22 protein-coding genes and 1 pseudogene are annotated in these 22,818 nt (G+C 68.9%); 13 read left to right on the top strand and 10 right to left on the bottom strand.

Translation table 11 applies throughout. The features are described 5' to 3' along the window. Positions 1–13: 13 nt before the first annotated feature. Positions 14–127: pseudogene (locus ACWEOI_RS12235) on the bottom strand (helix-turn-helix transcriptional regulator); the annotation flags it as partial. Between the two features lie 202 nt (positions 128–329). On the opposite strand from ACWEOI_RS12235, the gene ACWEOI_RS12230 reads away from it, so the two are divergent. Beyond that, the gene (locus ACWEOI_RS12230; RefSeq protein WP_452360127.1) at positions 330–938 is read left to right on the top strand and encodes a cytochrome P450; all 609 of its coding nucleotides are present in this window, start codon (positions 330–332) and stop codon (positions 936–938) included. Between the two features lie 7 nt (positions 939–945). Here ACWEOI_RS12230 and ACWEOI_RS12225 read toward each other — a convergent pair whose 3' ends face one another. From ACWEOI_RS12225 to ACWEOI_RS12210, 4 genes are all read right to left on the bottom strand, one after another. Beyond that, positions 946–1,680, bottom strand: a complete 735-nt coding sequence (locus ACWEOI_RS12225; RefSeq protein ID WP_433665757.1) for a glutamine amidotransferase — start codon at positions 1,678–1,680, stop codon at positions 946–948. Between the two features lie 130 nt (positions 1,681–1,810). Further along, positions 1,811–2,794 (bottom strand): polyprenyl synthetase family protein, encoded by a 984-nt coding sequence (locus ACWEOI_RS12220; RefSeq protein ID WP_452359612.1) that lies wholly within the window; start codon positions 2,792–2,794, stop codon positions 1,811–1,813. 331 nt (positions 2,795–3,125) lie between these two features. Then, a complete protein-coding gene (locus ACWEOI_RS12215) occupies positions 3,126–4,106 on the bottom strand; it encodes a terpene synthase family protein (RefSeq protein ID WP_452359611.1) in 981 nt (326 codons plus the stop codon). 145 nt (positions 4,107–4,251) lie between these two features. After that, complete coding sequence (locus ACWEOI_RS12210; protein WP_452359610.1) at positions 4,252–4,815, bottom strand: TetR/AcrR family transcriptional regulator; 564 nt, start codon at positions 4,813–4,815, stop codon at positions 4,252–4,254. 72 nt (positions 4,816–4,887) lie between these two features. Between ACWEOI_RS12210 and ACWEOI_RS12205 the strand changes: the two genes are divergently transcribed. From ACWEOI_RS12205 to ACWEOI_RS12180, 6 genes are all read left to right on the top strand, one after another. After that, positions 4,888–6,108, top strand: a complete 1,221-nt coding sequence (locus ACWEOI_RS12205) for an FAD-dependent monooxygenase (protein ID WP_452359609.1) — start codon at positions 4,888–4,890, stop codon at positions 6,106–6,108. A gap of 10 nt (positions 6,109–6,118) precedes the next feature. Continuing rightward, positions 6,119–6,292, top strand: a complete 174-nt coding sequence (locus ACWEOI_RS12200; RefSeq protein WP_452359608.1) for a hypothetical protein — start codon at positions 6,119–6,121, stop codon at positions 6,290–6,292. A 28-nt stretch (positions 6,293–6,320) separates the two neighbouring features. Further along, on the top strand, positions 6,321–6,767 hold the full coding sequence (locus tag ACWEOI_RS12195) for a nuclear transport factor 2 family protein (protein WP_433665751.1): 447 nt from the start codon (positions 6,321–6,323) through the stop codon (positions 6,765–6,767). A gap of 149 nt (positions 6,768–6,916) precedes the next feature. Then, positions 6,917–8,134, top strand: coding sequence for a transcriptional regulator (locus ACWEOI_RS12190; RefSeq protein ID WP_433665750.1), 1,218 nt, complete (start codon positions 6,917–6,919; stop codon positions 8,132–8,134). A 180-nt stretch (positions 8,135–8,314) separates the two neighbouring features. Beyond that, positions 8,315–9,832, top strand: a complete 1,518-nt coding sequence (exaC, locus tag ACWEOI_RS12185; protein ID WP_433665749.1) for an acetaldehyde dehydrogenase ExaC — start codon at positions 8,315–8,317, stop codon at positions 9,830–9,832. After that, the gene (locus ACWEOI_RS12180; protein WP_433673357.1) at positions 9,804–10,253 is read left to right on the top strand and encodes a DUF779 domain-containing protein; all 450 of its coding nucleotides are present in this window, start codon (positions 9,804–9,806) and stop codon (positions 10,251–10,253) included. The genes exaC and ACWEOI_RS12180 overlap by 29 nt, the downstream gene beginning before the upstream one ends. Before the next feature lie 75 nt (positions 10,254–10,328). Here the strand turns inward: ACWEOI_RS12180 and ACWEOI_RS12175 are convergent, their stop codons facing one another. After that, positions 10,329–11,882 (bottom strand): succinic semialdehyde dehydrogenase, encoded by a 1,554-nt coding sequence (locus tag ACWEOI_RS12175; RefSeq protein WP_433665748.1) that lies wholly within the window; start codon positions 11,880–11,882, stop codon positions 10,329–10,331. A gap of 167 nt (positions 11,883–12,049) precedes the next feature. On the opposite strand from ACWEOI_RS12175, the gene ACWEOI_RS12170 reads away from it, so the two are divergent. Further along, positions 12,050–12,724: a cupin domain-containing protein gene (locus tag ACWEOI_RS12170; RefSeq protein WP_433665747.1), complete on the top strand. Its 675-nt coding sequence runs from the start codon at positions 12,050–12,052 to the stop codon at positions 12,722–12,724. 271 nt (positions 12,725–12,995) lie between these two features. Here the strand turns inward: ACWEOI_RS12170 and ACWEOI_RS12165 are convergent, their stop codons facing one another. Continuing rightward, complete coding sequence (locus tag ACWEOI_RS12165; RefSeq protein ID WP_433665746.1) at positions 12,996–13,484, bottom strand: hypothetical protein; 489 nt, start codon at positions 13,482–13,484, stop codon at positions 12,996–12,998. Next, a complete protein-coding gene (locus ACWEOI_RS12160; protein ID WP_452359607.1) occupies positions 13,481–14,980 on the bottom strand; it encodes an alkaline phosphatase in 1,500 nt (499 codons plus the stop codon). The genes ACWEOI_RS12165 and ACWEOI_RS12160 overlap by 4 nt, the downstream gene beginning before the upstream one ends. A 242-nt stretch (positions 14,981–15,222) precedes the next feature. Between ACWEOI_RS12160 and ACWEOI_RS12155 the strand changes: the two genes are divergently transcribed. The 5 genes from ACWEOI_RS12155 (at position 15,223) to ACWEOI_RS12135 (ending at position 21,440) form a co-directional block, all read left to right on the top strand. After that, positions 15,223–17,202: a sensor histidine kinase gene (locus tag ACWEOI_RS12155; protein ID WP_452359606.1), complete on the top strand. Its 1,980-nt coding sequence runs from the start codon at positions 15,223–15,225 to the stop codon at positions 17,200–17,202. A 166-nt stretch (positions 17,203–17,368) separates the two neighbouring features. Next, positions 17,369–20,092, top strand: coding sequence for a nitrate- and nitrite sensing domain-containing protein (locus tag ACWEOI_RS12150; protein ID WP_452359605.1), 2,724 nt, complete (start codon positions 17,369–17,371; stop codon positions 20,090–20,092). Beyond that, positions 20,070–20,495 (top strand): roadblock/LC7 domain-containing protein, encoded by a 426-nt coding sequence (locus tag ACWEOI_RS12145; protein WP_040857697.1) that lies wholly within the window; start codon positions 20,070–20,072, stop codon positions 20,493–20,495. Before ACWEOI_RS12150 ends, ACWEOI_RS12145 begins: the two co-directional genes overlap by 23 nt. Further along, positions 20,492–20,869 (top strand): DUF742 domain-containing protein, encoded by a 378-nt coding sequence (locus tag ACWEOI_RS12140; RefSeq protein WP_433665742.1) that lies wholly within the window; start codon positions 20,492–20,494, stop codon positions 20,867–20,869. The genes ACWEOI_RS12145 and ACWEOI_RS12140 overlap by 4 nt, the downstream gene beginning before the upstream one ends. Next, entirely contained in the window at positions 20,850–21,440 is a 591-nt protein-coding gene (locus ACWEOI_RS12135; protein ID WP_379278596.1) for a GTP-binding protein, read from the top strand. The genes ACWEOI_RS12140 and ACWEOI_RS12135 overlap by 20 nt, the downstream gene beginning before the upstream one ends. A gap of 95 nt (positions 21,441–21,535) precedes the next feature. Here ACWEOI_RS12135 and mtnC read toward each other — a convergent pair whose 3' ends face one another. Next, positions 21,536–22,237, bottom strand: coding sequence for an acireductone synthase (mtnC, locus tag ACWEOI_RS12130; RefSeq protein WP_452359604.1), 702 nt, complete (start codon positions 22,235–22,237; stop codon positions 21,536–21,538). Continuing rightward, on the bottom strand, positions 22,234–22,812 hold the full coding sequence (locus ACWEOI_RS12125) for a 1,2-dihydroxy-3-keto-5-methylthiopentene dioxygenase (protein WP_433665740.1): 579 nt from the start codon (positions 22,810–22,812) through the stop codon (positions 22,234–22,236). The genes mtnC and ACWEOI_RS12125 overlap by 4 nt, the downstream gene beginning before the upstream one ends. Between the last annotated feature and the right edge of the window lie 6 nt (positions 22,813–22,818).

Raw genomic sequence — 22,818 nt, 5'->3', positions numbered from 1 at the left:
TGTGCTGCAGATGCACCCGCACCGTGGGCAGCGTGACCGCCAGCGCATCGGCCACCGCCTGCAGCCCCTCGCCGCGCAGCACGCCTTCGGCGATGGCCGCCTCGCGCGGGGTGAATCCGTAGAGCATCCGCCAGATCTCCACCGGAGAACGCCGCAACGCGTCCTCCGGGTCCACGATGGTGATCAGCGCGAGCCGGGGGCACTGAAACGCACTGTCGCCCAGTCGAATCGGCACCGCGTGCAGGACGTAGTACTGCCCGGGCTCGGATCGGGGGACGCGCAGGCTCCCGGCGGCGGGTACCGCATCGTCCCCGCCGCAGGCCAACGCGATCAGGGCCCGTAAGGCCGTCCGAGTTCCCGGTACGGCCGCGCTGAGCTCGCCGCGTCCGTCCACCGACAGCCCGTCCCGACGCCCCCCCGACCTCCAGGATCGGATCCGCCGGGAGATCGACGAGCGGCTGCCGGCCGCACCGCCCACCAGCGCCGACCTCGCCGCGCTGGACGAGACGACCATGGTGCTGAAGGAGGCCGCCCGTCTCTATCCGCCCGCGCCCTACCTCTCCCGGGTGGCCATGCGTGACAGCGAGATCTGCGGGTACCACATCCCCGCGCACTCCGACGTCACGGTCGCCCCGTGGGTCATCCACCACCGCGCCGACCTGTGGCCGGACCCGTTCCGGTTCGACCCGCACCGCTTCGTCCCCGGCGCGGACGCCGGCCGCCACAAGTTCGCCTGGCTGCCCTTCGGCCACGGCCCGCGCGGCTGTATCGGGGAGCGCTTCGCCATGCTCGAGGCCGGCATCGCGGTCGCGACCCTCATCCGGGACTTCGAATTCACCACTCCCCCGGGCGAAATCCCGCTCACCACCGACCTCGTGCTGCACCCGGTCGGGCCCGTGCCCTGCCGGATCCGGTGCCGGGTGCGGGAACAGCGGTGATCGCCAGTCACTCCCGGTAGCGGGCGACGAAGCGGCGCAGGATCTCCTGGGGCACGGTGATGTGCTCGCGGTGGCCGAGTTCGGTGAGGTAGTCCGCCTCGTCCGGGTCGAAATAGCCGTCGTGGCGGTAGATTTCGATGCGCAGCGCCAGGCCGTGGCCGTCGAGTTCGGGGTGGAACTGGGTGGCGTAGACGTGCTCGCCGACCCGGACCGCCTGGACCGGGCAGCCGGCGGACCTGGCCAGCAGGGTCGCGCCGGGCGGGACGTCCTGGCAGGACTCCTTGTGGCCGACGAAGGCGCGGAAGGCGTCCGGCAGGCCACGCAGCAGTGGATCGTCGTCGGCGTCGCCGGTCAGTTCGATGGTGGTCGCTCCCGGTGATTCGGCGTAGCGGCCGGTCCCGACCTGCCCGCCCAGGGCATCGGCCAGCGCGCCCAACCCGTAGCAGGCGCCCAGGTAGGGGAAGTCCCGGCGCACCACCTCGATGAGCAGCTTCCGCAGTTCTGGTTCGAAGACCCGCTGGTAGTCGTACTTGCGGTCCTCGGGGTAACTGATATTGCTGGGCCCGCCGCCGACGATGACGGCCCAGTAGTCGTCGAGGTCGAGATCGGGCATGCCGCGATTCATCTCGACCCGGGTCACCTCCTGCGGCGCGAGACCGCCTGCGTCGAGGATCGCTTCATACTCCTGGTCGGAGGCCGCTTGCTCGGGTCGCAGCTGCAACAGCAGACAAGGCTTCGCCATCACCACATTGTCGATGGCTCTGATACAGTCGGCGTACCTCATCAGATATTTCTCAAAAAACAAAGTACGTGTAACCGCCGGTTACACGTACTTTGTTTTTCAGGCCCCGCCCGCACGGCCGTACTCCGGATCAGTGATCGCGATGGGCGACCAGCTGAGCCAATGCGGTCAGATCATCCGACACCAGATCACCGGGCAGCGCCGCGAAAGCCGCTTCCAATGCCGTCGATGCCCGCCGCAGCGTGCGCTGCTTGCCACCCGCCCGCTCGACCAGCTCCGCGGCCCGCGCCGCGCGTGCCGCGGTCAACGGATGCCGGGTGCGGTAGAGCCGAGCCAACTCGCGACCCGCGGCCGTGCCCGATTCCAGCGCGCACACCACCGGGAACGACTGCTTGCGATGGATGAGATCGCTGTGCGCGGGTTTCCCGGTGACCTTCGGATCGCCCCAGATGTCGATGTAGTCGTCGACCAGTTGGAAGACCAGGCCCAGTTCCGCGCCGAAGGTGTGCATCGCGGCCACCACGCGCTCGTCGGCGCCGGCGCACAGCGCGCCCAGCGCGCAGGCACAGCCGAGCAACGCGCCGGTCTTGCCCGCGGCCATGCCCAGGTACTCGTCGACGGTGACGGCGGCCCGGGTCTCGAAGTCGCAGTCCGCGTACTGCCCGTGGCACAGGTCGACCGTGGCCCGGGTCAATCGGATGACCGCCTCCGCGGTGACGGTCTCCGGCACGCCGTCGCACAGCGCGCCGAGCGCCACCGCCTGCAGCGCGTCGCCGAGCAGGGTCGCGGTGGTCTCACCCCAGACCCGCCACACCGTGGGACGGCCGTGGCGGAAGGCGTCGGAGTCCATCACGTCGTCGTGGACCAGCGAGAAGTTGTGCAGCAGTTCGACCGCGGCCGCCGCGTGCACCGACTTGCCCGGGTCCCCGCCGCACGCGGTCGCGGCCGCGAAGGTGAGCGCCGGGCGCAGTGCTTTGCCCTGCACGCCGCTGACGGCCGCTCCCTCGGGATCGCACCAGCCGAAGTGGTACCCGGCCATCAGGTCCAGCGGCTCGGTCAGGCCACTGACCGCGGTCCGCAACACCGGGTCTATGGCCGCTCTGGCTTCGCTCAATTGTCTACGGGCTCTTCGCTCCGCGGTCGTGTCGAGTGGGCGCGTTATGGATTCGGCTGCCCGGGCACGGGATTCGTCGTGCCCGGCGTGGGCGGCCACGGCCGGGCGGGACAGCCCCCACCGGCGCTTGCCCTCCCCGTGCGCTCCCACGGTGAAACGGATCGGTTTCGACGCTCGCATAATCGGCCCCGCTCTCTCGGACACGGTTACCGCAGCCACCCGGTGGCAGCTGGGTAGCAATGCTCAGAAGAACCCCATCGTCCCATCGGAAACTGAAACCCGGGGGTTGCCTGCGAATTTCAGTTCGGCAACGGTGCGCTGTTGGGCGTGGTCAGGTCAGCGGCAGCCCGTGTTCGAGCGCCTCGGCGGGTGCGCTGGTGTAGCGGGCGGCCTGGTAGTGGTAGTCGTGGTTGGCGCGCACGTAGACGGTGTAATTCGCGGCGGTGGCGAGGGCGTCGGCGCGTTCGCGGCCGGTGATGCCGGCGTCGTCGAGTTCGGTGGGCAGACGCTCGACCGCGTCGGTCATGCGCGCCACGCACTCGGACAGCATGCCGTTCACCAGTTGCCGGGCCTGAGCTCGATCGTGGCCGTGGTGATACTGCGCCAGCAGCACCGAGTTGTACAGATAGCCGGACGCCTCGTCGGAGGCGACCGACAGCACGTCGTTGAACAGGCCCATGTGCTCGACGGCCGCGGCGCGCAGACTGCGCATGGCGGGCAGGTGCCGGGTCGCGGGGCTCAGGTCGACGCCCTCGGCGCGCTCGCTGATATCGAGGAACACGAACAGCGCCACGCCATCTCGCCGATGCGCGCGGTAGTCCTCGAGGTCGGGGAGGTTGCCGGAGAGCCGGCCCACGCTCTCAGCGTAATAGGTCCACAGCCAGTCCCGGATCTCGCCGCGCACGCTCTCGCGCCACGCCGGGGACCGGCCCTGGCGCAGCCGTTTCCACAGTTCGGCGAACGCGATCGCGAGTACGCCGGACGGCTTGTCGATACCGTCCAGTACGGCTTCGATGGCGAGGATCGCCGCCAAACACCGCGGTGGCTCGGGGATTTCGATATCGAACTGGTCGTCCACGATGAAGGCCCACGCGGTGTACTGGCTCAGCAGCGTGAGCTCCTCGGCGCTCGCGCCCGGGCACCAGAGTGCGTACATACGGGCCGGTCGGGTCCGTTCCATGCGCCGCCGAGTGGGCTCGGTCGGCACCAGCGAGTAGGCTTCCAGCCAGGCCCACATTCCCGCTTCCGCCTGCGGCTCCGCGGGATTGAGCCCCGCCGGGTCGAACGGCATGAAGACTTCGAGAGCTTCCATACGAAACTGCCTACCCCCCAACTAATTACCCGAGGACACCGTAACCATAACGGCATTTCGGACGTTTGCACTCGCATCTGGAATCCCAGTCAGTAGGAATCTGCGGGCCGCCTGACCCCGCGCGGCCCTCCTGTGATCCGTTCGGCTACTCGGGCGCGGTGTCGCGGACCCCGGTGATCCGCCGCAGCCCCTCCGCGAGTTCGCTTCCGCTGGGGGCGGTCTCGCCGTCGATCAGCGATTGCGCGGCGATCCCGATGAGCAGCGCCTGGTACAGCGCGCCGACCGACCGTCCGGCATCGTCCCCCTCATCGCCCTCGAACAATCGGGCCAGTCCCGCCCGGGCGTCCTCCGTCCGCTGCGCCAGCTGGGCCCGGGTCTCCGGATGCGAGAGCGCGTCGAAGGTCGCGGCCCAGAGCCCGCGATCGGCCGTCACCGATTCGCGGATGGCATCCCAGTGGGAGGCGAAGCGCCGCAGGGGATCCGGACTCGGTTCCGTCGCCGTCACCGTCCGTGCCAACCGGTCTCCCCACTCCTCGGTGGCCTCCGTCAGCGCGGCCGTGAGCAGCGCCTCCTTGGATCCGAAGTGGTAGCCGATGGCCGCCATGCTCACCCCCGAGGCGGTGGCGATATCGCGCACGGTGGTGCGGGCATAGCCCTTGTCGAACAGGCACTGTCGTGCGCCGGCGAGCAGATCCTCACGGTTTCCCATGCCCACACTCTAGCGCGAACGCCTGAGACAAATGTCTTGCGCGTTTGCCCAAATCGGATCTATGGTCGAGACATGCGGCAGATGAGCACCAAGAACGTCCTGATCTCCGGCGCGAGCATCGCGGGGCCCGCCCTCGCGTTCTGGCTGCGGCGCTACGGATTCGAACCGACCGTGGTCGAGAAGGCCCCGGCCCTGCGTCCGGGCGGCCAGGCCATCGATGTCCTGGGCAGCGCCACCGAGGTGGTCCGGCGCATGGGTCTGCTCGAGCAGGTGCACGCTCGCAGCACGGGTAAGCGCGGAACCTCGTATGTCGACGCCGAGGGGAAGGCTCGCGCCTCCATCTCCAGCGAGGTGTTCAACGGGGTCGGGGCCAATGGCGACACCGAGATTCAGCGCGGCGATCTGGCCGAGGTTCTCTACGCGGCGACCCGCGAGAATGTGGAATACCTCTTCGGCGACTCGATTGCCGCTTTGCACGAGGATGAATCAGGCGTGCACGTGACGTTCGAGCACTCCCCCGCCCGCACCTTCGATCTGGTCATCGGCGCGGACGGCGTCCATTCCCACACCCGCAAACTGGCTTTCGGCCCGGAATCGGAATTCCTCCGCCACATGGGCTACTACATCGCGATCTTCACGACACCGAATCTGCTGAATCTGGATCACTGGGAACTGGACCACAACACGCCCGGCAAGATCGCGGGCTCCTACAGTGCCCGTGAGAACACCGAGGCCAAAGCGATTTTCGCCTGGGCTTCCGGCCCACTCGACTACGACTACCGCGACGCCGACGCCCAACGGCGCATCCTCACCGAGACCTTCGCCGACCAGGGCTGGGAAGTGCCGCGCCTGCTCGCGGAACTGCCGAACGCCCAGGACTTCTACTTCGACGCCATGGCGCAGATCCGCATGGACCGGTGGTCGAAGGGCCGGATCGCGCTGGTCGGCGACGCCGGATACTGCGCGTCCCCGCTGTCGGGCCAGGGCGCGGACCTGTCGCTGGTCGGGGCGTATGTGCTGGCCGGTGAATTGGCCGCGGCCGCAGTCGATCACCGGGTCGCCTTCGATCGCTACGAGACGGAGATGCGGCCGATGGTGGACGCCTGCCAGACGTTCGCCGAGGGCGTGGGCGGCTGGTACGCCCCGAACAGCAAGGCGATGATCGCCTTCCGCAATCTGAACGTGCGCCTGCTCCCCTACCTGCCCTGGCGCGGACTGATCGGCGGCGCCCCGCAGAAGGTGGCGCGGACCATTGCGGTCAAGGATTACCGGATCGGGGACCCCGTGGCCTGACCTCGGTACGGTGAGTTTCGTGTGGCCCGCGCTGCTCGGGTGGCTGGCGGCGGCCCTGCTGCCGCCGCCACGCACTCCGGCCCGCAATGACGGACCGGTGAACGAGATCAATCGCATCCCCTCGTCTTTCGGAAATGGCAAGATCAACGACGACCCTGGGCATACGGTGGCCCACCGTCACTGAAGAGTTATCGGCCATACCCGGAGGCAGCATGTTGTCCCTGCAGGAGATTTCGGATCGCATGGAAATAGAGGACCTCATGGTCCGCTATTCCCACGCCGTGGACACCCACCAGTGGGACATGCTGGACGAGATCTTCACCCCGGATGCCCACATCGATTACACCGCCATGGGCGGCCCGGCCGGTGACGTGGAATCCACCAAGAAATTCCTCGCCACGGTCATGCCCAACTTCTCGGCGTTCCAACACATGATCAGCAATTCCTCCATCCGCGTCGAAGGCGACAACGCCACCGCGCGGACCATGTGCCACAACCCGATGATGGTCGGCGCCGCCGACGGCGAACGCCGTCTCATGCTGTGTGGCCTCTGGTACCACGACACCTTCGTCCGGGTCGACGGCGAGTGGCGGATCAAGCAGCGCGTCGAGGAGAAGAGCTACATGTTCGTGGCGCCCGACGCACTCCCGGGTAGCTGATCGGACGGCCCGGGAGCCGGCGGCGAAGGCTGCGAAGGGGCCGGGCACGAATTAGCGCAGGTTACTGCGGCGAATGCGGCCCGCGCGGTGCGACCGCGCGCCATCATGGGATATCGCTCGGTCCGAAGGCACCGCGAGGAGTTTGCGCCATGACACAGCTGCCCGCCGCGTCGCATCAGCGTGCGGAGTTGGAGAAGGCCTGGGAGCGGTGGACCACGTCCACCCCCGGCCGTCCGCCCGGCGCCCAGGTGGCGTTGCGCGGCGAGGTGGCCGCGTCGTGGGAGCGGTCGCTGCGCACGGTGGATCCGACGCGGGCGGTGGCCCCGGGAACCGACCGCGACGAATTGGGTTCGCGCTGGGCCGAATCGCCGCTGCGCTCCCCGGTCACCGAGATGGCGGGCGAGCTGCGGGCGCTGACCGAGGACTCGGGCATGATCGCGGTCGTCACCGACGAGGTCGGGACCGTGCTCTTCAGTTGCGGCGACCGGTCGGTGCGGCGGCGGGCCGAATCGGTGAACCTCGCCCCCGGCGGCTGCTGGGACGAGCCCTATATGGGGACCAGCGGCATCGCCCTGTCCCTGCACAGCGGCCGCCCCTCCCAGGTGTGGGCCGCCGAGCATCTGGTCGAGGCATTGCACGGCTGGGTCTGCTACTGCGCGCCGATCCGCGCCGCCGACGGCCGCCAATTGGGCGTGCTCGATCTATCGACGTATTGGGACCGCTCGCATCCGCTGATCCTCACCACCGTCCGAGCCCTGGTGACCGCCATCGAATCCCGAGTGCGCTCCGAACAGCAGCGCCCCCCGGCCACGCCCCGCCTCGAAGCGCTGGGTGTCCCCCGGTTGTACCAGCAGGGCCGCCAGGTCTCGATGCGGCCGCGGCAGCTCGAGATCCTGACCCTGCTGGCGCTCGAGCCCGAGGGCTTCACCCCGGAACGCTTGCACGAGGCCGTCTATGGCGACCGGTCGGTGTCGTCGAGCACCCTCAAATCCGATGTCTCCCGCCTGCGCGCCGCCACCGACGGCCGCATCGCCGACCGCCGCTACATGCTCACCGAACCCCTCGCCTGCGACGCCGTCGAACTGCTGGCCGCACTGGAGGCGGGCGACCTGACCACGGCCGTGCGGCTGTATCGCGGTCCGCTGCTGCCGGATTCGGATGTCCCGGGCATCGTGCAGTGGCGCGAACACCTCGACGTCTGCCTGCGCACGGCCGTGCTGGCCGACCACAATCCCGAGCACGCCCTGCGTTTCGGCCAGCGCTGCCCCGACGACATCGAGATCCACGAGCACGCCCTGCGCCTGCTCCCGCACGGCGACAGCCGCCGCGCGCTCGCGACCGCGCGTCTGCACACCGCGCTACGCTAGCGATACTGCGGGGCGTGCAAGGTTGCACAGCGTGTCCCGCATCCGAAATGTCCGGTACCGCAGCTGATTCCGCAGGTACCGACGCGGCAACGTTCCGCCAACCCGGCGCCAACCTCCCGCCAACCTTCGCGGTTCATAGTGGCCCCCGTCACCGCAGATAATGCGATCAGGAGCCGCGTCATGATCTTCGCCAAACCAGGCACAGAAGGCAGCATCGTCAGCTTCAACCGCCGCTATGACAACTTCATCGGCGGCGAGTGGAAAGCGCCGATCGAGGGCCGATACTTCGAGAATCCCTCCCCGATCGACGGTGAGACCTTTTGTGAAGTAGCGCGTTCCAGCGCGGCGGACATCGACATGGCCCTGGAGGCCGCGCACCGGGCGGCCGAATCCTGGGGTGCCACCTCGGTGACGGATCGTGCCAACATCCTCAACAAGATCGCCGACCGGATCGAGGCGAACCTGGAGCGCCTCGCCGTCGCCGAAACGTGGGAGAACGGCAAGCCGGTCCGCGAAACCCTCGCCGCCGACCTGCCTTTGACGGTCGACCACTTCCGCTACTTCGCCGGCGCCGTCCGCGCGCAGGAGGGTCACCTCTCCCAGATCGACGCCGACACCGTCGCCTATCACTTCCAGGAACCCCTCGGCGTGGTCGGCCAGATCATCCCGTGGAACTTCCCGATCCTGATGGCCGCCTGGAAGCTGGCGCCCGCGCTGGCCGCCGGCAACTGCGTCGTCATCAAGCCCGCCGAGCAGACCCCCGCCTCGCTGCTGCTGGTGATCGAGCTCATCGCGGACCTGCTGCCGCCCGGAGTCGTCAACGTGGTCAACGGTTTCGGCGTGGAGGCGGGCAAGCCGCTGGCGTCGAGCCCGCGCGTGGCCAAGGTCGCCTTCACCGGCGAGACCACCACCGGGCGGCTGATCATGCAGTACGCCAGCGAGAACATCATCCCGGTGACCCTGGAGCTGGGCGGCAAGAGCCCCAATATCTTCTTCCCCGACGTGCTTTCGGCCGACGACGACTTCCTCGACAAGGCCGTCGAGGGTTTCGTGATGTTCGCGCTGAACCAGGGCGAAGTGTGTACCTGCCCGTCCCGGGCGCTCATCCATTCGTCGATCTACGACGAGTTCATGGCCCGCTGCATCGAGCGGACCAAGGCCATCAAGGGCGGCAATCCGCTCGACGACGCGACCATGATCGGCGCGCAGGCCAGCAACGACCAGTACGAGAAGATCCTCTCCTACATCGATATCGGCCGTCAGGAGGGCGCGAAAGTGCTCACCGGCGGTGAGATGCGCAAGGTGGAGGGTTTCCCCAATGGGTACTACATCGAGCCGACGATCTTCGAGGGCCGCAATGACATGCGGATCTTCCAGGAGGAGATCTTCGGGCCGGTGGTAGCGGTGGCCCGCTTCGACAACGAGGTCGAAGCGGTAACCATCGCCAACGACACGCTCTACGGCCTCGGCGCCGGCGTGTGGAGCCGCGACGGCGGCATCGCCTACCGGGTGGGACGGGCGCTGAAAGCCGGTCGGGTGTGGACGAACTGCTACCACGCCTATCCCGCGCACGCGGCCTTCGGCGGCTACAAGAAGTCCGGCATCGGCCGCGAGAACCATCGCATGATGCTCGACCACTACCAGCAGACGAAAAACCTGCTCGTGTCCTATTCCCCGAAGAAACTCGGATTCTTCTGAACCGGGGGGCGATATGACGGCGGGTCCGGTATCCCGGGTGACCATCACCGAGGCCGCGGCGGATGTGCTGCAACGGCTCATCGACCACAACGGCCCGGTGATGTTTCACCAGTCGGGCGGCTGCTGCGACGGCAGCTCCCCGATGTGCTATCCCCTGGGCGAATTCCGGGTGGGCGCGGCCGATGTCCTACTCGGCCGCGTCTTCCCGGACACGTCGTTCTGGATGAGCGCCGACCAGTTCGAATATTGGCGCCACACCCACCTCACCGTCGACGTGGTCCCCGGCCGCGGCGGCGGCTTCTCCCTCGAAGCGCCTGAGGGTGTCCGATTCGTCATCCGGTCACGGTTGTTCACCGATGCCGAGACAGCGGTGCTGGAAGCGGCTCCTGCCCCGCTCCGCGGCAACGAACTGGCCGGATGAAGGAGGGTGGCGCGGCCGGTTTCTCCGGGTCGGCCGCGCCACCGTACAACCTGTTGCAGCCCTACGGTTCCCGGGTCAGCGGCCCGGGAGGAAGCGGAGGCTGCGGGCGATGGTCATCAGGAAGGGCTGCCAGGTGTCCTGGGGGATGAAGGGCGGGGCGTCCAGGTTGAGGAAGCGGGTGACCACGATGGACTGGGGTTCGGTGAACTTCAGGAGGCCGTCGGGGCCGTGGCGGCGGCCGACGCCGGAGATGCCCATGCCGCCCATGGGGGCGCCGGTGGAGCCCCAGGCCGGGGCGTAGCCCTCGTCGACATTGACTGTGCCCGCGTGCAATTGCTCGGCGATGCGCTCGCCCTCGGCCTTGCTGCCCGCCCAGACGCTGGCATTGAGGCCGTACTCGGTGTCGTTGGCCCGGGTGATGGCCTCGTCGACCGAGTCCACCGGGTAGATGGAGACCAGCGGGCCGAAGGTTTCGTTGCGGCCGCACTCCATGGCGTCGGTGACCTCGGACAGCACGGTCGGCTCGAAGAACAGCGGGCCCAGGTCGGGGCGGGGGTTGCCGCCCGTGAGCACCTTCGCGCCCTTGGAGACCGCGTCGGCGACGTGCTTGGTGACCGTCTCCAGCTGCGATTCGGAGATCAGGCTGCCGATGTCCTTCGAGAAGTCGTATGCCGCACCGAGTTTCGCGGCCTTGACCGCGGCGGTGAACTTCTCGGTGAACTGCTCGGCGACCGCGCGCTCGACGTACATGCGCTCGATGGAGATGCACAGCTGGCCCGCGTTGGAGAAGCAGGCGCGCACCGCGGCCTTGGCGGCCTTGTCCAGGTCGGCGCCGCGCGTGATGATCATCGGGTTCTTGCCGCCCAGTTCGGCGGAGAAGCCGATGAGGCGGCGGCCGCACTGCTCGGCCAGGGTGCGGCCGGTGGCGGAGGAGCCGGTGAACATCAGATAGTCGCAGTCGTCGACGATGGCCGTGCCGACCACCGTGCCGGGACCGGTGACCACGGCGAACAGATCCGCGGGCAGCCCGGCCCGGGCGAACAGTTCGGCATTGGCCAGCGCCGAGTACGGGGTCTGGCTGTCGGGCTTGATCACCACCGCGTTCCCGGCCATCAGCGCCGGAATCGAGTCGCCGACCGCGAGCAGCATCGGGTAGTTCCAGGGCGCGATCACCCCGACCACGCCCTTGGGCACCGCGCGCACCGAGGCCCGGTTCAGGACCGGGAACGCGCCCGGCACGCTCTGGGCCGCCAGCAGTTTCGGCGCGACCCGGGAGAAGTAGCGGGCCGCGAGGAACAGGCCCATCACCTCCTCCTGCGCCGCCCAGCGCGCCTTGCCGGTCTCGGCCTGGATGACGTCCATCAGGTATTCGCGGTTCTCGATCACCAGCGCGCGGTAGCGGTCCAGCACCTCGGCCCGCTGCTTGGGGGTGCGCGCGGCCCAGTCCGCCTGGGCGGCGCGGGCTTTGGCGATGGCGGCGGCGACATCGGCGGCGGTGCCGACCGGCACCTCGCCCAGCGTGTCACCGGTGAACACCTCGGTGATCGCTCTGGTCGCGTGGTCCTGCGTGGTATCCACGGCCGCGAACGAGCGCAGCCGTTCGAACACCGCGGCAGCCGGCACCGGCATCATCGCCTCCTACTTGTGAGTAACTTCTGGATACACACAATCTACCCCCTGACCTCGGCGCGGGGCCCGGACTGGGAAATCTGGTGATTGCTACAAAATTGCCAAATCGCCCAGCGATCCGAGAGTAATGTTCTCGGCGGGGTGCCCTTTTCGAAGGAGTGCTCACAATGACCAAGTTCGTTCAGACGATCGAGTTCACGACCACTCACATCGATGAGTTCAACGAGAAACTCGACGCGTGGCTCACCGCGACGGCGGGCAAGCGCACAGCCGTCCGCGGTCTCGAGGCCAAGGATCGCGATCACCCGAACACCTATATGCAGATGGTCGAGTTCCCCTCCTACGAAGAGGCGATGAAGAACTCCGACCTGCCCGAGACCACCCGCTTCGCCCAGGAGCTCGCCGCACTGTGCGATGGCCCGGCGGTCTTCCACAACCTGGATCTGCTGCGCGAGGACAATATGGCCGACGGCCAGGGCCGCAATATGGTCGTGCGCAGCCTCGACGCTCCGGACGAAACCCGCCCCTTCGAGGCGGGAATGGGCCGGATGGACCTGATCGAGACGCCGTTCGGCGCGTTCGGCCGCGCGGTCTTCGAACCGGGCTGGCGCTGGTCCACCCACGTCAAGCCGATCGCGGGCACCGACACCTGTCAGGCCATGCACGTCGGCTACTGCATCTCCGGCCGGCTGCGGATCCGGATGGACGACGGCGTGGAATCCGAGCTCGGCCCCGGTGACTACCTGTTCTGCCCGGCCGGTCACGACGCCTGGGTCCTGGGCGACGAGCCGTGCGTGATGCTCGATTGGGCCGGCGCGGCCCAGTACGCGAAACGCACCTGACGACAAGCGCATCGGCGACCGCCCGGCCGTGGGCGAATGCGGCACTCCGTCTCGGACGGAGTGCCGCATTTATTGTGTCCGTATTGCCGGAATTCCAGGATTTTGCTGCGAATTCTGTAACCGATCGTGATCGGCGAGCGAAGAAACAGCCAGTACTACCCCGGGCAGGGAATCTCCCGCCGGTGAAGGCAGCGCCGGCGGGTCGGGCCCCGATCCCGCGCACGTGCGAGGGGTGCGTGCGCGGGATCACCGAAAGACGTGCGGCCCAGCCCTATTCGTTCACCAGCACCGGAATCGACAGCACCGCCGCCGACACCGGGGCATCGGCCGGAGCCGACACGATGGTGAAGGGAATGCCGTTCACACTGGGCACGTGCGACCCGCCGCCGGTGGGTTCCTCGTCGGCGTGCTGGAACATCCCCGTACCGACCAGTCGGCCATTGGCGTCGTAGAACGCCGCGCTCACCTCCAGCGCCAGCACATCGCTGACATCGGAGGTGATCGCCAGAGTGCCACGCACGGAAGACCCTTCGAGACGGGTGCCGCTGAGCCGGACCCGATCGGTGAACGGCCCGGCCGCCAGGCGCACCTCCCCCGCCGGGATCGCGAGCGTCGCGGCCGGAGGCTCGGTCGTGCGCGGGGCGGCCACCGGAGCGGCCGCGGGCGCCGGACTCGCGGGCTGCGGCGCGGAGGAACATCCCGTGCTCAGGCCCGCCACCGCCAGCAGACCCGCGATCACCGCTCCGGTTCGCCGCGTCACGGCAGCAGCGCCTTGTGCATCTTGGTGTACAGCGAGGTGTTGTCCTGGCTGGTCGCGAAGACCTGCGCACCCGGGCCGTAGGCGTAGATCTGCACGTCGGCGCCGGTGTGGTTGCCCGACAGGTAGGTCAGCCACAGGCTCGCCTCGGGCGTGCCGTCCTTCACCTCGGCCGGATCGTCGGGCGTGCGGAAGGTGGCGGGGGCGAAGTTGCGCGGATCCTGTTGTCCCGCACCGTTGACCAGGCCGGGCGAGCGGACCGGGTCCTTCACGTTGTCCTTGCCGTCACGGCCGGGCTTGCTGTTGTTGGCCGGGTTGGTGGCGTCGACGTTCGTCGGCGGCGCGACGGCCTCGGCGTTGGTGAAGGTGTTCTTCTCGATGATGTTGAAGCCCGCGCACTCGTGGTCGGCGGTCACGATCACCATGGTGTGCCCGTCCTTCTTGGCGAAGTCCATGGCGGCGGCGACGGCGTCGTCGAACGCCTTGACCTCGTCGAGGGTCTGGGCGGCGTCGTTGGCGTGCGAGCGCTTGTCGATGAGCGCGCCCTCGATCTGGAGCAGGAAGCCCTTGCCGTTGCGCGCCGACAGCAGGTCGATCGCCTTGGTGGTCATGTCCTTCAGGGTCGGCTCCTGCTTCTGCGGAGCCGAATCCGGTAGCGCGTTACGCGCATTGGTGACGGTCATGTTCCCGCGGTTGAACAGGCCGATCACCTTCTGTGCGGTCACCGACTGCAGGTCGGCGGCGGTGGCCACCTTCTGGCTCTCGGCGGTCTGCGCCTTCAGCGCGGGATCACCCATGGAGCCCAGCACCTGATAGCCGTTGTCCAGCATGGCCTTCTGGTCGTCGGGCTCGAAGCGGGCCAGGCCGCCACCGAAGATGACGTCGGCGGTGTTGTTGCGCGCGATCTGCTCGGCGATCGGGGTGACCAGCGTCTTGTCCGCCGGCTGCGCCTCGTAGCTGCCGTCGGCCTTCTTGGGCAGGCAGGTCGAGTCGCTGAAGGTGGGGCCCTGGCAGCCGCGCAGCAACGCGTGGCTGAACATGCCCGCCGGGGTGGCGTCGGTGATCTCGGCGGTGCTGACATTGCCGGTCGCGAAGCCCGCGGCCTTGGCCTGCTCCATGAGCGTCGGCACCGACTTGCCGTAGGCGTCCACGCCGATGGCGGCGTTGTAGGTCTTCACACCCGACGACCACGCGGTGGCCGCGGACGCGGAGTCGGTCACCAGCGAAGGCTTGGCGCTGTTCGGCTCCACCGCGTAGGTCGCGACCGCGCCCACATACGGCAGCTTCTCGAGCTGCAACTGCCCGCCCGCGCCCTCGAACCGCTGGCGCGCGGCGGAGACGTGGGTGCGCCCCATGCCGTCACCGAGCAGGTAGATGATGTTGTGGACCTCGTTGTCGGCCTTGCTGTCCGACCCGCATCCGGCGACCAGCGTCGCGGCCGCCATCGCGGCGGTCGCCGTCGCGATCGCGACCGACCACGCGCGTTTCCTGTGCTGCACTTCGTCTCCTCCGTCGTCGCGTCCCCCGAGGTCCGGCGGCGCGGCCCGCGATTCCGGGCGCGGCTGAAGCTAGTGCTGCCGGTTTGCTCGTTTCCGACTCGCAGAAATCTCACAGTTGGCTCGCAGGTTAACGGATGCCCCGCGGCCAGGGCCTACGGGACGCGCCGGAGCGCTGTCAAACACCATCCCGCACAAAAGGACTCGCGCCGACGGCGGATCCGGCGCCCGGCTACGTTGCGGCGATGCATTTCCCGAAGCTCGGCGTCCGGACTCGGATCCTGGCCATCGCCCTGGTCCCGAGCCTGGCGCTGGCGGTCAGTGGCAACAGTGCGGCGGGTGTTCTGGTGGACCGCGCTTCCCGTGCCCGAGCATGGGCGGGTGAGATGCAGGCCGGGATCGCGCCCACTCGCGAGTTGATCGAGGCGGTGCAGGCCGAGCGGCAGCTGACGTTGTGGCGGCTGGCCGGGGTGGATGTCGAGGTGCGGCAGTTGACGACCGCGCGGCAGCGGCTGGATACGGCGGTGCGGCTGCTCGCGCCCGCGCAGTCGGAGTTGTCGCGGCTCGGGCCCGATTCCATGGGGCAGGCCACGACGGCGATGGGGGAAACCAGTAAGCGGCTGGCGGGGATTCGGACCGGGATCGACGCGGGCACCGTGCCCGCGGCCGAGGCCTACGCCTTCTACAACCGCATTCCGCAGTCGGTGATGGCGGGTGTGGAGGTCGCCCAGCGCACCGCGCCGGACTCGGCCACGGCCGTGGAGCTCATGCAGGCGGCGGAGGTGCTGCATTGCCTGGAGGCGATGAGCCGCGCCAACGCGCTCGCGGTGTCGCTGCTCGACGGGAACCATCTTTCCCCCGAGCTCGGGGCCGAATACCTCAGCCTGGTCGGCTATTACCGCACCGGGGTCGCCGCCATCGTGGCCGCGCCCGACGAGCAGCAGGCCGCCGCGGCGCGCGCCCTGGTGTGGAGCGCCGCCTGGCTGCACCTGGGCCAGGTGGAACCGGTGCTGGCCCAGCGCACCCTGGCCGCGCCGGAGGGGACGGCCAAACGGTCCGCGCCGCAACCGCTTCCGGTCCCGGTCGACCAGTGGCAGCGCAGCGCCGCGGAGGTGGCCCACGGGCTGGCCGAACTCTGGCAGGCCGAGAACGACGAGGCCCAGCGGCTGGCGGTGGCCGCCGCCGCCGACACCACCCGCAAATCCGTGTGGGCCGGGGCGGGCATGGTGGGGCTCGGAGCGATCTCGATCCTGGTCGCGCTGGCGCTGGCCAACCAGATCATCCGTCGGCTGCGGCGACTGCGGGACCGCACCCTCGCGCTCGCCGACGACGAACTGCCCGAGACCATGCGACGCCTCGCCGCGAGCGAGCACCTCGAGATCGAGGCCGCCGCACCGGTCCTCGACTTCGGGCACGACGAGATCGGGCAGGTGGCGCGGGCGTTCGGGCACGCGCACACCGCGGCCGTCGGCGCGGCGCTCACCGAGGCCCGCACCCGCGAGGGCGTGAAGTCGGTATTCCTCAATATCGCGCACCGCAGCCAGGTCGTGGTGCACCGCCAGCTGGAGATCCTCGACGCCGCGCAGGCGCGACAGGAGAATCCGGCGCTGCTGGACATCTACTTCCGCCTCGACCACCTGGCCACCCGGGAACGCCGCAATGCCGAGAACCTGATCATCCTGGCGGGCGGCCGCCCCGGCCGCCAGTGGCGCAACCCGGTCCTCCTACTCGAACTGGCGCGTTCCGCCGCCGGGGAGACCGCCGACTACCAGCGGGTTCGAATCGGCCGTCTGCCAGCGGTTTTCCTGGTCGGCGCGGCGGTGGCCGATGTGGTGCACCTGCTGGCCGAACTGGTCGACAACGCCGCCTCCTTCTCCCCGCCGCAGTCCTGGGTGGAGATCACCGGCACGGCGGTGGCCCGCGGCGTGGTCGTGGAGATCAGCGATCAGGGCATGGGCATGCCCGCTGCGGACCTGGAGCGCCGCAACGAGCTGCTGAGCGCCGCACCGGACTTCGCGGTCAACCGGCTGTCCGAGGACTCCCGGCTGGGCCTGTTCGTGGTCTCCAGGCTGGCCGCCCGCCACGGCATCTCGGTGCGTTTGTCCGATTCCGATCATGGCGGCGTGCGCGCGATCGTGTTGCTGCCCACGGTCCTGATCGAGCGCGAACCGCCGGGCGCCACGCCGGATTCGTCCCATGCCGTCGATTCGCGGCGACACGCCTGAGCGGCTCGAATCGTCCTGTGCCGCCGTCTATTAGGGTAGCTATCTAATTGCTGTCCGACGGCTTCGAATGCGATGCACCGGCATGCATGACCCGAACTGTCAAACGCACTCCCGCCCAACGGGATCGATGCGGCATATGTGACCTACGTCCCGTTACCTTTGCCCGATGTTCAGAGCAAGGCTCGGGGTCCGCACCCGCGTGCTTGCCATCGCACTCGTCCCGAGCCTGGCGCTGCTCGCGATCGGCGTGGGTGGCGCGGGATACCTGGTGGTCGAGAGCAAGCAGGCGCGGGAATGGGCGGACGCGTTGTCCGCCGCCGGAGCGCCCACCGGAGAATTGATCGCGGCGGTCGAGCAGGAGCGCCAGCTCTCGCTGGCGCAGATGGCCGGTGGCGACGACGCCAACCCGAAGGCCCTCGCGCAGGCGCGAACCCGGCTCGACAACGCCCTGCTGGGGATGGCGCCGGTATCGGCCTCCATGCGCGAATCCGGTCCGGAAGGGGTCACCGGCGACGTCGGCGGGTTCCTGACCCTCACCCGCCAGCTGGCCGGACTGCGCACCGGGATCGACACCAACGGCGCGTCGGTGTCGGACACCTACTACTTCTACGGCAAGGTGCTCGAGTTCATCTGGATCGGCACCCGCATCGTCGCCGACCGCGCGCCCAACGCCGCGGTCGCCATGGAGATGATCAACGGCCTGCAGATCGTGCAGTCCGCCGAAATGCTGTCCCGCGAGGCCGCGGTGGCCGAGGTGCTGCTCGCGGGCGGTGCGCTGCCGCCCGAGCTGGCCATCGAATTCTCCCGTGTGGCAGGCACCTACCGCGTCAACCTCGGCGTGCTCGCCGGTGGTGACGGCGGCGCCGGCAATGCCGACATGCAGGCCCTCATGAACGATCCCGACTGGACGAAGGTCGTCATGATGGAGAACGTCCTGCTCTCGCGGGCGCTCGATCCCATGACGCTGCCTCCGGTCAAGCCCGGCACTCCCCCGGTGGTCGCGCCGCTGACCTTCACCCCGCAGGAATGGCGGGACACGGTGTCGCGCCTCAACGCCCAGGTCCTGAAGCTGTGGGACAAGAACAGCAAGCACAACGAGCGCGCCGCGGCCGACGTGGCCGACACCGACGCCCGTAACTCCGCGCTCGTCGGTGGCGCCATGGTGGCGGTGTCGGCGCTGGCCTTCCTGGTCTCGCTCATCCTCGCCAACCGGATCATCCGCCGCCTCAAGGGCTTGCGCGACGAGACGCTGGTACTCGCCGACGAGCGGCTGCCCGAGATCATGGCCAAGCTGCGCGAGGGCCGCCCGCTGGACCCGGCCGACGAGAAGGCGATCCTGGACTTCGGCCACGACGAGATCGGCCAGGTGGCCAAGGCGTTCACCCACGCCCACGCCTCCGCCGTGTCGGCCGCCATCACCGAGGCCCGCACCCGTGAGGGCGTCAAGGCGATGTTCCTCAATATCGCCCACCGCAGCCAGGTCATCGTGCACCGCCAGCTGGAGATCCTCGACGCCGCGGAGTCGCAGCAGGAGGATCCGGCGCTGCTGGACATCTACTTCCGTCTCGACCACCTCGCCACCCGCGAACGCCGCAACGCCGAGAACCTGATCATTCTCGCGGGCGGTCAGCCCGGCCGGCAGTGGCGAAACCCGGTGCAGCTGCTCGAGATCGTGCGCTCCAGCGTCGGCGAGACCGCCGACTACACCCGCGTCAAGATCGCCCGACTGCCCGAGGTGTCGATCGTCGGCAGCGCGGTGGCCGACCTCGTGCACCTGCTCGCCGAGCTGGTCGACAACGCCGCCCACTTCTCGCCGCCGCAGTCGCAGGTCGAGGTGCGCGGCAACGTGGTCGGCAAGGGCGTCGCCATCGAGATCATCGACCAGGGCATGGGTATGCCCGAGGAAGAGCTCGCGCGGATCAACGTGGTGCTGCGCGAGGCCCCGGATTTCGGTGTCGCCATGCTGCCCGACGACTTCCGCCTCGGCCGCTTCGTGGTCGCCCAGCTGGCCTCGCGCCACGGAATCACGGTGCGGCTCACCGAATCCGACTACGGCGGCGTGCGCGCCATCGTGCTCGTGCCCACCGTCCTGACCGTGCAGGCCTCCGGCCGCACCGGTGAGATCCCGGTGGCGCCGCGTCAGCTCGAGACGGGCGGGCTGTCCGCCGCCTCGGCCGCGGTGGCCGCGCTGCCGCAGCTGCCCGCCGCCCCGGCGGTCCCGCCGTCGATGACCTCGAGCTACGACCTGCCGCTGCTGAACTACGATGCGCCGCTGACGACTCCGCCCGAGGCGCCGGTCATCCCGGCCGAGCCGGAGCCGGAGCCCTTCGGTCCGTCGACGGGTTCGTTCGCCCCGTCGACCGGCTCCTTCGGCCCGACAACGGGTTCCTTCACCCCACCGACGAGTTCCTTCGCGCCGCCCGCCGGCACCTTCGGCCCCACGACCGACTCGGCCGTGCCGCCGGTCATGTCCTTCGGCGCGGCAACCCCGTTCGACCCGCCCACCTCGCCGCCGCGGCCCGAACCGCCGCAGCAGCCGCGACTGGACCTGCAGAACGGTGCGGTCCCGCCGTCCGAAAACGGCTTCCGTGCTCGCGAACACGATCGGTCCCATTACACTGGCTCCGACGCCCGGCCCGCGCTTCCGCGACGGCACCGGCAGGCAAGTCTCGCACCGGAATTGGCGAAGGAGCAGTCGACCCCCGAGTCGGCGGTCCAGGCCACCCGCACGGCCGAGCAGGCCCGAGACCTTTTCTCCGCCATCGAAAACGGAACCAGGCAGGGCCGGCAGGCCGATCCCGGTTCGTTCGGGCCTGAGTCCCAGGCCTTCTTCGAAGGCACCCAGCAGGAACGACAGGAAGGCGACGGTGACCACCTCAAACGCTGGTGATCTCAACTGGCTACTCGATGATCTGGTCGACCGGCTAGCGGGCGTCCGTCACGCGGTGGTGCACTCCACCGACGGACTGCTGCTGGGCCGCTCATCCGCCATGAGCCGTGAGGACGCGGAGCACTTCGGTGCCATGTCCTCCACCCTCTACGGGCTGGCGCGCAGCGCCGGCGGCCGCTTCGACGGCGGCGGCGTCCGCCAGGCGGTCATCGAACTCGAGCGCGCGGTGCTGTTCGTGACCGCCGCCGGTAGCCACGCCTGCCTCGCGCTGCAGGCCACCGAACAGGCCAACCTCGGCATGGTCGCCTACGAGATGAACCTGACCGTGCAGCGGGTCGGCAACTACCTGTCCACCACACCGCGCCACAACCTGGCCGGACAAGGCAATCCGCGGCTGTCATGAGCGCGGGGCCGGGGGAACAGTGGTTCGATGACGCGGCCGGTCCGCTCGTGCGTCCCTACGCACGGACCGGTGGCCGAACCATGGGCGCGGGGCACGATCTGGACATGCTGACAGTGGTGGTGGTGCCGAACGCGGCCCCACCACTGCGGCGCAGCGAGCCGGAATACACGGAAATCGTGCGGTTGTGCCGGCTTCCGCTGACGGTGGCCGAGGTCTCGGCTGCTCTGCGGTTGCCATTGGCGGTGACGAAAATTCTGGTGGGGGACCTGATTTCCGACAACATCCTCAAGTTCCGGGCCCCGGCCTCCCCCGAAGCCGCGCCCGGTGACCTCAACATTCTGCGAGCGGTACTCGATGGCATCCGAAAACTTTGATTCCGCCGCGCCCATGGCCGCCTCGGTGAAGATTCTCATCGCGGGCGGTTTCGGCGTGGGCAAGACCACGATGGTCGGGGCGATCAGTGAGATCACTCCGCTGCGCACCGAGGAACTCATCACCGAGTTGTCCGCGGGCGTAGACGATCTGCGCGGGGTGGAGGGCAAGACCACCACCACGGTCGCGCTCGACTTCGGCCGTATCACGATCGACCAGAACCTGGTCCTCTACCTGTTCGGCACCCCCGGACAGGATCGCTTCTGGTTCCTGTGGGACGAGCTGGCCCGCGGCGCCCTGGGCGCGGTCGTGCTGGCCGACACCCGCCGGCTCGAGGGCTCGTTCGCGGCGATCGACTTCTTCGAGCGTCGCGGCGTCGCCTTCACGGTGGCCGTGAACTGCTTCGAGGGCGCACCGCTCTACACCCCGGCCGAGGTGCGCGACGCCCTCGACCTGGACGAGCGAATCCCAGTGCTGCTCTGCGACGCTCGTGATCGCGGCTCGGCCAAGAACGTGCTGATGACGCTGGTCGAGTACCTCATCGACCGGGCCGCCACCGCCGGGGTGCGCTGAGCGGTTCTTCGGCGAAGACGAATCGAGCCCGTCCGGCATACGCCGGGCGGGCTCGATCTCTGTCATGGCTTGCGCCAATGCCGTTGCGGCGCCTGTCAGTTGGGGACGACGTCCGCGAAATCGCTGATCCAACGGTGCGGACCGCGCGGGCTGTTCGGCTCGCCCGGGCGGGTCACGCCGACGGCCTGCCAGCCCGCGGCGGCCGCCGCGTCCACCTCGTCCGGGTGATCGGACAGGAACAGGATCTGTTCGGCCGGAACGCCGATGGCGCTCGCGATCTTCTCGTAGGACGCGGCCTCGCGCTTCGGGCCCGCGGTCGACAGGTCGAAATGCCCGCTGATGAGCGGGGACAGATCGCCGCCGCGCGCGAATTCGAACCAATCCTTCTGATTGCGCACCGAACCCGACGAATAGATGTAGAGCTCCAGCCCCGCGGCACGCCAGGCCCGCAGGGCCGGGGCGACGTCGGGGAAGAACTCGCCGTGCAGCGCGCCGTTGCGGAAACCCTCGGCGCAGATGATGCCCTGGGCGGCCTTGAGCGGCTCGGACTTCACATCGGTGTTCAGCCACTCGATGAGAATCCGGGCCACCTCGGCGGCGTCCGCGTCCGGGCGGTCCGCCTGGGCGCGGGTGGCCTCGATGATGGGATCGGCGTCGCCGCCGAAGCGCTGGGAGGTGGAGCGGTTGTCGGCCAGCCAGCCCGGGAGCCGTTCCCGGGTGTAGCCGTAGAGCTCCTCCCGCACCGAACTGGTCGGGCTGGTAGTCCCCTCGATATCGAGCACGACCACCTTGATCATGCCGGGGCCAGCAATTCGTCCAGGGTCGGGAAGCCCGCGGAGATCTTGTCGCCGCTGAAATCGCCGATCCAGCCGTCCTCTTCCTCGAAGAAGCGCACGGCCACGAACTCCGGGCGGGTGCCCATGTCGAACCAGTGCAGCGTGCCCGCGGGCACCGACACCAGATCGCCCGCGGTGCACACCGTCGCCAGCACCTCGTTGCCCAGGTGCAGGTAGAAGCAGCCCGCGCCGGCGGCGAAGAACCGGACCTCGTCCTCGGCGTGGCGGTGCTCGTCGAGGAACTTGGTGCGTGCGGCGACCGCCTTGGCGGGCCACTCCGGGTCGGCGTCATCGGGGTGGATGCGGGCCACGTCGATGAACTTGTAGCGGCCGTCGGCGTTCAATTCGTCGATGCGGCCCTGGTATTCGGCCAGCAGCCGCTCGGTCGTGGTGGCAGCGCTGAAGCCCTCCAGCAGCGGCCAGCGCTCGAAGGTGATGCCGCGCTTGCCCAGTTCGGCGGCGATCACCGCGTCGTCATCGGTGCGCAGGACGACCTCACCGGCGTCGGTGTCGGACATGATCTGCAACAGGGTCATCGGAAG

The organism is Nocardia sp. NPDC004340 (assembly GCF_053602575.1).
The sequence above is the reverse complement of the archived record's forward strand: the minus strand, read 5'-3'. Positions and strand labels throughout refer to the sequence as shown.

Excerpts from the sequence above, each read along its gene's own strand:
- ACWEOI_RS12215 (WP_452359611.1), bottom strand. The coding sequence starts at position 4,106 with ATGGAAGCTCTCGAAGTCTTCATGCCGTTCGACCCGGCGGGGCTCAAT.
- ACWEOI_RS12175 (WP_433665748.1), bottom strand. The coding sequence starts at position 11,882 with ATGCCGGTGCCGGCTGCCGCGGTGTTCGAACGGCTGCGCTCGTTCGCG.
- ACWEOI_RS12210 (WP_452359610.1), bottom strand. The coding sequence starts at position 4,815 with ATGGGAAACCGTGAGGATCTGCTCGCCGGCGCACGACAGTGCCTGTTC.
- ACWEOI_RS12225 (WP_433665757.1), bottom strand. The coding sequence starts at position 1,680 with ATGGCGAAGCCTTGTCTGCTGTTGCAGCTGCGACCCGAGCAAGCGGCC.
- ACWEOI_RS12205 (WP_452359609.1), top strand. The coding sequence starts at position 4,888 with ATGCGGCAGATGAGCACCAAGAACGTCCTGATCTCCGGCGCGAGCATC.
- ACWEOI_RS12135 (WP_379278596.1), top strand. The coding sequence starts at position 20,850 with ATGGCATCCGAAAACTTTGATTCCGCCGCGCCCATGGCCGCCTCGGTG.
- ACWEOI_RS12140 (WP_433665742.1), top strand. The coding sequence starts at position 20,492 with ATGAGCGCGGGGCCGGGGGAACAGTGGTTCGATGACGCGGCCGGTCCG.
- ACWEOI_RS12195 (WP_433665751.1), top strand. The coding sequence starts at position 6,321 with ATGTTGTCCCTGCAGGAGATTTCGGATCGCATGGAAATAGAGGACCTC.
- mtnC (WP_452359604.1), bottom strand. The coding sequence starts at position 22,237 with ATGATCAAGGTGGTCGTGCTCGATATCGAGGGGACTACCAGCCCGACC.
- exaC (WP_433665749.1), top strand. The coding sequence starts at position 8,315 with ATGATCTTCGCCAAACCAGGCACAGAAGGCAGCATCGTCAGCTTCAAC.
- ACWEOI_RS12170 (WP_433665747.1), top strand. The coding sequence starts at position 12,050 with ATGACCAAGTTCGTTCAGACGATCGAGTTCACGACCACTCACATCGAT.
- ACWEOI_RS12190 (WP_433665750.1), top strand. The coding sequence starts at position 6,917 with ATGACACAGCTGCCCGCCGCGTCGCATCAGCGTGCGGAGTTGGAGAAG.
- ACWEOI_RS12150 (WP_452359605.1), top strand. The coding sequence starts at position 17,369 with ATGTTCAGAGCAAGGCTCGGGGTCCGCACCCGCGTGCTTGCCATCGCA.
- ACWEOI_RS12125 (WP_433665740.1), bottom strand. The coding sequence starts at position 22,812 with ATGACCCTGTTGCAGATCATGTCCGACACCGACGCCGGTGAGGTCGTC.
- ACWEOI_RS12155 (WP_452359606.1), top strand. The coding sequence starts at position 15,223 with ATGCATTTCCCGAAGCTCGGCGTCCGGACTCGGATCCTGGCCATCGCC.